The sequence below is a fragment of the Streptomyces cyaneofuscatus genome (assembly GCF_000718135.1).
Lineage (GTDB): Bacteria > Actinomycetota > Actinomycetes > Streptomycetales > Streptomycetaceae > Streptomyces > Streptomyces cyaneofuscatus.
This window is the reverse complement of the sequence record NZ_JOEM01000033.1, coordinates 37,896-46,674: the sequence shown is the minus strand read 5'-3', so window position 1 is coordinate 46,674 and position 8,779 is coordinate 37,896. Positions and strand designations below refer to the sequence as shown.

The following is an 8,779-nucleotide window of genomic DNA, read 5'->3' as shown; positions in this document are numbered from 1 at the left end:
GCCCCCTTCCGCATGCCCCCCGAGTGGGCCCCCCACGAGCGCACCTGGATGGCCTGGCCCGGCCCCAACTCCACCTTCGCCTCCGACGCCGAGCTGGCCGAGGCCCGCCGTGCCTGGGCCGCCGTGGCCCGGGCCGTACGCCGGTTCGAGCCGGTCACGGTGGTCGTCGGGCCGGGGCAGGAGGAGGGGGCCGCGGCGCTGCTCGGGCCGGACGTGGAGCTGGTCGTCCGGCCGCTCGACGACGCCTGGATGCGGGACATCGGGCCCACCTTCGTCACCGACGGCCGCACGCTCGCCGCCGTCGACTGGACGTTCAACGGCTGGGGCGCCCAGGGCTGGGCCCGCTGGGAGAGCGACCAGCACATAGCCCGGGCTGTCGCCGAGCTGACCGGCACCCCCGCGCACAGCTCCCCGCTCGTCAACGAGGGCGGCGCGATCCACGTCGACGGCGAGGGCACCGTCCTGCTCACCGAGACCGTCCAGCTCGGCAAGGAGCGCAACCCCGGCTGGAGCAGGGAGCAGGTCGAGGCGGAGATCCACGCCCGCCTGGGCACCGAGAAGGCGATCTGGCTGCCGCGCGGGCTGACCGGCGACTACGGTACGTACGGCACGCTCGGCCATGTCGACATCGTCGCCGCCTTCGTGCGCCCGGGCACGGTCGTCGCCCACGTCCAGCCCCACCCGGCCCATCCCGACCACGAGGTCACCCGGGAGCTGCTGGCCGTCCTGCGGGCCGCCACGGACGCCAAGGGCCGCCCGCTGGAGGTGGTGGAGGTGCCCGCGCCCACCGTGCTCCGGGACGAGGACGGCGAGTGGGTCGACCACTCCTACATCAACCACTACCTCTGCAACGACGGCGTGGTCCTCTGCGCCTTCGACGACCCGCGCGACGAGGAGGCCGCCGCGATCTTCCGGGGCCTCTTCCCGGACCGTACGGTGACCCTCGTCGACGCCCGTACGATCTTTGCCGGCGGTGGAGGCATCCACTGCATCACCCAGCAGCAGCCGAAGATCTGAACCCGGTCAGCAGCCGAAGGTCCCACTCAGCCCGAAGGTCCGACTCACCCCGAAGGTCCGAGCCAGCCCATGCCCTCCGCCCCCCGCCGCACCCACCACGCCGCCCCGCCCCGCGAGGACGTCCTCGCAGCCGCCATGGCCACCATCGCCGCGCGCGGGCTCGACGGGCTGACCATGGCGGGGCTCGGGCGCGAGGTGGGGATGAGCAGCGGGCACCTGCTCTACTACTTCCGCACCAAGGACGAGCTGCTGCTGAGGACCCTGGAGTGGAGCGAGGACCGCCTCGGGGCCGAGCGCCGCGCCCTCCTCGCCGAGCCGGGGACCGCCCGCGAGCGGCTGGACGCGTACATCGGGCTCTACCTGCCCGCCGGCCACCGCGACCCGCACTGGACGCTCTGGCTGGAGGTCTGGGGCCGCTCGCAGAACGCGGACGACGACGCCCGCGCCCGGCAGGCCGCCATCGAGGGGGCCTGGCACCGGGACCTGGTGGCGCTGCTCGCCGAGGGGGTCTCGCGCGGGGAGTTCCGGGCGGTGGACGCCGACCGGTTCGCGGCCCGGCTGCGGGCGCTGCTGGACGGGTTTAGCGTCCATGTGACGGTCGGCATCCCGGGGACGGGCCGGGAGCAGGTGATCGCCCAGGCGGCGGAGTTCCTGGACGAGACGCTGACACCGGGGCCGCGACCGGGTGATGCGACCGGCGTCACGACCGCATCCTGAGACACCGGTGTCACGGACGCGTCACTGTGCGAGACTTCTGCCGTGTCCTCGTTCGTCATGATTATTGGCAGCAGGCGCGCCGGTCCGCAGTGACCGTCCCGTACCACCACGTACGGCGCGGCCATCGTGCCCCAGACCCGCGCGCAGACCTCTCGCACCCGCGAGGGGTTTTTTCGTTTTCCGGCCCGCACCCGGGCGGGGCGGAGCGCGCGGGATGATGGGGGCAAGTGGAGCTGGGGGCTGTTCCGGGTTCCCCGAACAGCGCCAGACCGTCCGGATCCACTCATCCGACAGGAGTCAGATCAGCATGACCACCAAGGCCAACGCCACCGACGACAGCTTCCATGTCTTCGACACCACACTGCGCGACGGTGCTCAGCGTGAGGGCATCAACCTGACGGTCGCCGACAAGCTGACCATCGCCCGGCACCTGGACACCTTCGGGGTCGGGTACATCGAGGGCGGCTGGCCGGGTGCCAACCCGCGCGACACGGAGTTCTTCGCCCGGGCCCAGCAGGAGATCGCATTCGAGAACGCCCAGCTCGTGGCGTTCGGCGCGACCCGCAGAGCCGGCGGCAGCGCGGCCGAGGACCCCCAGGTGCAGGCGCTCCTGAACTCCGGCGCCCCGGTGATCACGCTGGTCGCCAAGGCGCACGACCGCCATGTCGAGCTGGCCCTGCGCACCTCGCTGGACGAGAACCTGGAGATGGTCCGCGACACCGTCTCCCACCTGCGCGAACAGGGGCGCAGGGTCTTCGTGGACTGCGAGCACTTCTTCGACGGATACCGGGCGAACGCCGAGTACGCCAAGTCCGTGGTCCGTACCGCGTACGAGGCGGGCGCCGAGGTCGTCATCCTCTGCGACACCAACGGCGGCATGCTCCCCGCCCAGGTCCAGGCCGTCGTCTCCACCGTCATCGCGGACACCGGCGCCCGGCTCGGCATCCACGCCCAGGACGACACCGGCTGCGCGGTCGCGAACACCCTGGCCGCCGTGGACGCCGGCGCCACCCACGTCCAGTGCACGGCCAACGGCTACGGCGAGCGGGTCGGCAACGCCAACCTCTTCCCCGTCGTCGCCGCCCTGGAACTCAAGTACGGCATGACGGTGCTGCCCGAGGGCGCGCTCGCCGAGATGACCCGGATCTCGCACGCGATCGCCGAGGTCGTCAACCTGACCCCCTCGACCCACCAGCCGTACGTCGGTGTCTCGGCCTTCGCCCACAAGGCCGGGCTGCACGCCTCCGCGATCAAGGTCGACCCGGACCTGTACCAGCACATCGACCCCGAGCTGGTCGGCAACACCATGCGGATGCTGGTCTCCGACATGGCGGGCCGCGCCTCCATCGAGCTGAAGGGCAAGGAGCTCGGCGTCGACCTCGGCGACGACCGCGCCCTGGTGGGCCGGGTCGTGGAGCGGGTCAAGGAGCGCGAACTCCAGGGCTACACCTACGAGGCCGCCGACGCCTCCTTCGAACTCCTGCTCCGCGGCGAGGTGGAGGGCAGGGCCCGGCGCTACTTCCGTACGGAGTCCTGGCGGGCGATCGTCGAGGACCGCCCCGACGGCACCCACGCCAACGAGGCCACCGTGAAGCTCTGGGCCAAGGGCGAGCGCATCGTCGCCACCGCTGAGGGCAACGGCCCGGTCAACGCCCTGGACCGGGCCCTGCGCGTCGCCCTGGAGCGGATCTACCCGCAGCTGGCCAAGCTGGAGCTGGTCGACTACAAGGTCCGCATCCTGGAGGGCCGTACGGGCACCGAGTCCACCACCCGGGTCCTGATCACCACGGGCGACGGCGACGCCGACTGGGCCACCGTGGGGGTCGCCGAGAACGTCATCGCCGCGTCCTGGCAGGCGCTGGAGGACGCGTACACCTACGGGCTGCTGCGCGCGGGCGTGGAGCCCACCGAGTAGCCCCCTCCGGTCCGCCCACGAGAGGCCCGCGAGAGCCGCCGCCCCATCTGGGACGGCGGCTCTCGCGCGTTCAAGAGGTGAACGCACAACGTGCCCTGCCTGGTCAGCAGATGGGTCCGGACCAATCTCGGTGTGAAGTATTGACGCCCCTGTGTCGGCGGGGTTAACTCCTGCCGCAACGCCGGTACCGGTTCCGGAACCGGTACCGGACACGTCGGTCCCCCTGTGTCCCGCAGCCCTGCCCCAGCTCTGCTCAGCCCGCCCCTGCCTGGTCCAACGGAGGCCCAGATGCGCGTCACCATCGCCGACGTCGCCCGTGAGGCCGGCGTCAGCAAGACGACCGTGTCGCGGGTCATCAACACCAAGGGCGAGGTGGACGGTTCCACCGCCGCCCGCGTTCGTGAAGTGATCGCACAGCTCGGCTATGTGCCCAGCTCCGGAGCGGTGGGCCTGGCCCGTGGCTCCAGCCGTACCGTCGGCATGCTGGTCCCCTCGCTGACCTGGCCGTGGATGGGCGAACTGCTCCAGGGGGTCGTCGACACCGTCGAGGCCGCCGACTACGGGCTGCTGCTGTTCACCTGCAACCGGGGCGCCGAGTCCGTCCAGCGCTTCACCACCCAGGTGACCGCGCGCGCCTTCGACGGGCTCGTCGTCGTGGAGCCGGAGAACACCCTCGGCCACCTCACCGCCCTGCACCGTGACGGCCTGCCGATCGTGCTCATCGACGACCGCGGCCACCACCCCGAATTCCCCTCCGTCGTGACCACCAACCACGAGGGAGGAGCGTCGGCGGCCCGCCACCTGCTCGCCGCCGGACGCTCCAGGCCCGTCGTCCTCACCGGCCCCCAGCACTTCGGCTGCGTACGGGACCGGCTCGGCGGATTCCGCTCGGTCCTGCCCGACGTCCGTGTCGTCGAAGGGGACTTCACCGAACTCGGCGGCCGCCTGGCCATGGAGGAACTCCTCGCCCGGGGCGTCGCGTTCGACTCCGTCTTCGCGCACAACGACATCAGCGCGGCCGGCGTGCTGCGGGCCCTCCGTGCCGCCGGGCGCCGGGTCCCCGACGATGTCGCGGTCGTCGGCTTCGACGACATCCCGATGGCCGAACACACCGAACCGCCCCTCACCACCGTGCGCCAGCCCACCCGCCGCATGGGTGAGACGGCCGCCCGGATGATGCTCTCCCACCTCGGCGGCACGCCCGTACCGGACGGCCCGGCCGTGCTGCCCACCGAACTGGTCGTGCGCCACTCGGCGCCGTGACGGACCCGGCCGCCCGGCCGCGCCCCGCCTCACCCCTTCCGCCCGCCGGATCGCCCCGACCCGGCAGCCCTTTCCTGGAGTCGCCATGTCGTCACGCCGTCGCACCACGCTCAGAGCGGTCGCCGCAGCCACCGTCGTGATCGCCCTCGCCGCCGGGTGCTCGAACGCCAACTCGGGTGCCAACAAGGGCGGTGGCAGCGGCGCCACCGGCGTACTGACCCTCGGCAAGCCGGACGGGCCGCAGACCAACAACAGCAACCCGTTCCTCAACACCTCGGCGGGCGCCACCCTCGGCTACCGGTACATGATCTACGAGCCGCTGGCCATGACGAACATGATCAAGCCCACCGACAAGGCGGACCCCTGGCTCGCCACCGACTGGGAGTGGGAGTCCAACTTCACCAAGGTCACCTTCACCCTGGACTCCCGGGCGAAGTGGGCCGACGGCAAGCCCCTGACGGCGGCCGACGTGGAGTACACCTTCAACCTCTTGAAGAAGCACCCGGCGCTCAACGGCAACGGCATCCCCTTCGACGGGATCGCGGTCGAGGACGGGAAGGTCGTCCTGACCTTCAAGGAGTCCCAGTTCGTCAACCAGAACAAGATCATCCAGACCTTCATCGTGCCCAAGCACATCTGGGAGAAGGTCGAGAACCCGGAGACCTGGCCCAACCGCACGCCCGTCGGCTCCGGCCCGTACAAGCTCAAGACGTTCACCCCGCAGACCACCACCCTGATCGCCACGCCGAGCTACTGGAACGGCAAGACCAAGGTCAAGGAGCTGCGCTACACCGCGTACAACGACAACAGCGCCGCCACCACCGCGCTGGCCACCGGCAAGGTCGAGTGGTCCTTCGTCTTCATGCCCAACCACAAGCAGCTCTTCATCGACAAGGACCCCAAGAACCACAAGCTGTGGTTCCCCTCCGGCCTCGGCATCCACGGCCTCTGGTTCAACACCGCCCGCAAGCCCTTCGACAACCCGGCGCTGCGCAAGGCGATGGCGATGGTCGTCGACCGCAAGGCCATCCACATCCAGGCCCAGGCCACGCTCTACCCGGAGATCACCAACCCGACCGGCATCCCGCTCCCCGCCGGCGAGCCCTTCCTCGCCCCCGAGTACCAGGGCGCCAACACCAAGCCCGATGTCGCCGGGGCGAAGAAGCTGCTCGCGGACGCCGGCTTCAAGCTCAGCGGCGGCGTGCTCAAGGACCCGTCCGGCAAGCCGGTGACGCTCACCTTCACCGACCCGGCCGGCTGGAACGACTACATCACCGGCCTCGCGATCATCAAGGACAACATCAAGCAGCTCGGCATCGAGGCCAAGGTCAAGACCCAGACCGCCGAGGCCTGGGGCGTGGACGTCGCCAACGGCAACTTCGACGCCACCCTGCACTGGACCAACAGCGGCGCCACCCCGTACGACATGTACCAGAACGTCATGGACGGTGCGCTGCTCCAGCCCATCGGCAAGAGCTCCCAGCTGGGCAACTTCGGCCGCTTCAAGAACGACGAGGCGACCACCGCTCTCAAGGAGTACGCCAACGCCAAGGACGAGTCCACCCGCACCAAGGCGCTCCACACCCTCCAGAAGATCTTCGTCGAGCAGGCCCCCGTCATCCCGACGGCCGCCGCGCCCATCGGCGCCGAGTACTCCACGAAGAACTGGATCGGCTGGCCCACCGAGGCCAACCCCTACGCCCCGCCGCAGCACACCCAGCCCAGCGCGCTGGAGATCGTGCTGAACCTCACGCCCGCCAAGTAAGTACGGGGAAGAACCGGCCATGACCACCGATCAGTCCGAGACCGTGCGCACCGGCACCGACGTGGTGCTGGAAGCGCGCGGGGTCACCAAGCACTTTCCCCTGCGCCGCACCGCGCGCGACCTGTTCGCCCGCAAGCGCCGCAGCGTCCACGCCGTCGACGACGTCTCGCTCCGGCTCCGGCGCGGCACCGTCACGGCCCTGGTGGGGGAGTCCGGCTCGGGCAAGTCCACCGTCGCCCGCCTGCTCGCCCAGCTCCACCCGCTCACCTCGGGTGAGATACGGCTGGGCGGCGAGCCGGTCGTGGCCGGTCGTGGCCGGTCCTTCCGCCGTTACGTACGCCGGGTCCAGCTGATCTTCCAGGACCCGTTCGCCTCGCTGAACCCGGTGCACACCGTGCGCTACCACCTCACCCGCGCCCTGAAGATCCACGGCCGGGCGGGGAACGGGGACAAGGAGCTGGAGCGGGCCCTCACCGACCTGCTGAACCGGGTCCAGCTCACCCCGCCCCACCAGTACCTGGACAAGTTCCCGCACGAGCTCTCCGGCGGCCAGCGCCAGCGCGTCGCCATCGCCCGCGCCCTCGGCGCCGACCCGCAGGTCCTCCTCGCCGACGAGCCCGTCTCCATGCTCGACGTGTCGATCCGGCTCGGCGTCCTCAACCTGCTCCGCGACCTCAAGGAGCGCCTGCACCTGGCGATCCTCTACATCACCCACGACATCGCCTCCGCCCGCTACTTCGCGGACACCACCCTCGTGATGTACGCGGGCCGGATCGTCGAGGGCGGCGACAGCGAAACCGTCACCCAGCGCCCCGCCCACCCCTACACCCAGCTCCTCATCGCCTCCGCGCCCGACCCGGACCGGATCGTCGCCGAGGAGGAACAGGAGGAGACCGGCACCGGCGAACCACCCTCCCTCATCGCCCCGCCGGCCGGCTGCCGCTTCCACCCGCGCTGCCCCAAGGCCATGGAGCGCTGCCGCACCGAACTCCCGCCGCGCTTCGACCTGGCGGACGGGCAGTGGGCGGCGTGCTGGCTGTACGAGGGCGTCGGCGCACGGTCGTACGAGAACGAGGGCACGGGTACGCGTGCCTCCGCGGCCGGCAAGGAGGCCTCCCGGTGAAGTACCTCCTCCAACGGCTCGCGTTCTACGCCGTCACCGCCTGGGCCGCCATCACCATCAACTTCCTCATCCCGCGCCTCATGCCCGGCGACCCCGTCCAGGCGCTTCTCAGCCGCTACCAGGGCCAGCTCGACACCAACGCCATCAACTCCCTCAAGGCCCTCTTCGGCCTCGACGAGCAGCAGTCGCTCTGGCAGCAGTACACCGACTACTGGGCCCACCTCCTCGACGGCGACCTCGGTCTCTCCTTCACCTTCTTCCCGACCCCGGTCAGCGAGGTGATCGTCCAGTCGCTCCCGTGGACGCTCGCCCTGGTCGGCGTCACCACGCTGCTCAGCTTCGTCCTTGGCACCGGCATCGGCGTCTACAGCGGCTGGAAGCGCGGCTCCTGGCTGGACGGACTGCTGCCGGTCACCACGTTCATCTCCTCCATCCCCTACTTCTGGCTCGGCCTCATCGCCATCGCCCTGTTCGCGGAGAAGTGGTCCCTCTTCCCGAACTCCGGCGGTTACGACAACAGCCTCGTCCCGGCCTTCGACTGGCCGTTCATCTCCAGCGCGCTCTACCACGCGTTCCTGCCCGGCGTGACGATCGTGCTGAGCGCGGTGGCCGGCTGGATCCTCGGCATGCGGAACATGATGGTCACCGTCTCCTCAGAGGACTACGTGATGGTGGCGCAGGCCAAGGGGCTCTCCGAGCGGCGCGTGATGTTCGGCTACGCGGCCCGCAACGCGGTCCTCCCCAACATCTCCGGCTTCGCGCTCTCCCTCGGCTTCATCGTCGGTGGCACGCTGCTGGTCGAGATGGTCTTCACCTACCCGGGCATCGGCTTCCAGCTGCTCCAGGCGGTCGGCGCCAAGGACTACCCGCTGATGCAGGGCGTCTTCCTGATCATCACGCTCTCCGTCCTGGCCGCGAACCTCCTCGCCGACCTCGTCTACGCCGCCCTCGACCCCCGCACCCGGAAGGAGGCGTAGGT

General features: G+C 70.5%; 7 protein-coding genes. All 7 read left to right on the top strand.

The window, feature by feature from the left end:
* Positions 1–1,017 (top strand): agmatine deiminase family protein (locus tag IF17_RS0134400; protein WP_244890576.1); only part of this gene is annotated, 1,017 nt, incomplete at its 5' end.
* A gap of 69 nt (positions 1,018–1,086) precedes the next feature.
* Positions 1,087–1,734 carry a TetR/AcrR family transcriptional regulator gene (locus tag IF17_RS0134395; RefSeq protein ID WP_030574871.1) on the top strand — a complete coding sequence of 216 codons (648 nt, stop codon included), beginning with the start codon at positions 1,087–1,089 and terminating at the stop codon, positions 1,732–1,734.
* A gap of 307 nt (positions 1,735–2,041) precedes the next feature.
* Positions 2,042–3,649 (top strand): citramalate synthase, encoded by a 1,608-nt coding sequence (cimA, locus tag IF17_RS0134390; RefSeq protein ID WP_030574868.1) that lies wholly within the window; start codon positions 2,042–2,044, stop codon positions 3,647–3,649.
* A 288-nt stretch (positions 3,650–3,937) separates the two neighbouring features.
* On the top strand, positions 3,938–4,912 hold the full coding sequence (locus tag IF17_RS0134385; protein WP_030574864.1) for a LacI family DNA-binding transcriptional regulator: 975 nt from the start codon (positions 3,938–3,940) through the stop codon (positions 4,910–4,912).
* An 85-nt stretch (positions 4,913–4,997) separates the two neighbouring features.
* A complete protein-coding gene (locus IF17_RS0134380; protein WP_030574861.1) occupies positions 4,998–6,677 on the top strand; it encodes an ABC transporter substrate-binding protein in 1,680 nt (559 codons plus the stop codon).
* A 19-nt stretch (positions 6,678–6,696) separates the two neighbouring features.
* Complete coding sequence (locus IF17_RS0134375) at positions 6,697–7,800, top strand: ABC transporter ATP-binding protein (RefSeq protein ID WP_030574859.1); 1,104 nt, start codon at positions 6,697–6,699, stop codon at positions 7,798–7,800.
* Positions 7,797–8,777: an ABC transporter permease gene (locus tag IF17_RS0134370; protein ID WP_030574857.1), complete on the top strand. Its 981-nt coding sequence runs from the start codon at positions 7,797–7,799 to the stop codon at positions 8,775–8,777. Before IF17_RS0134375 ends, IF17_RS0134370 begins: the two co-directional genes overlap by 4 nt.
* Positions 8,778–8,779: the final 2 nt, after the last annotated feature.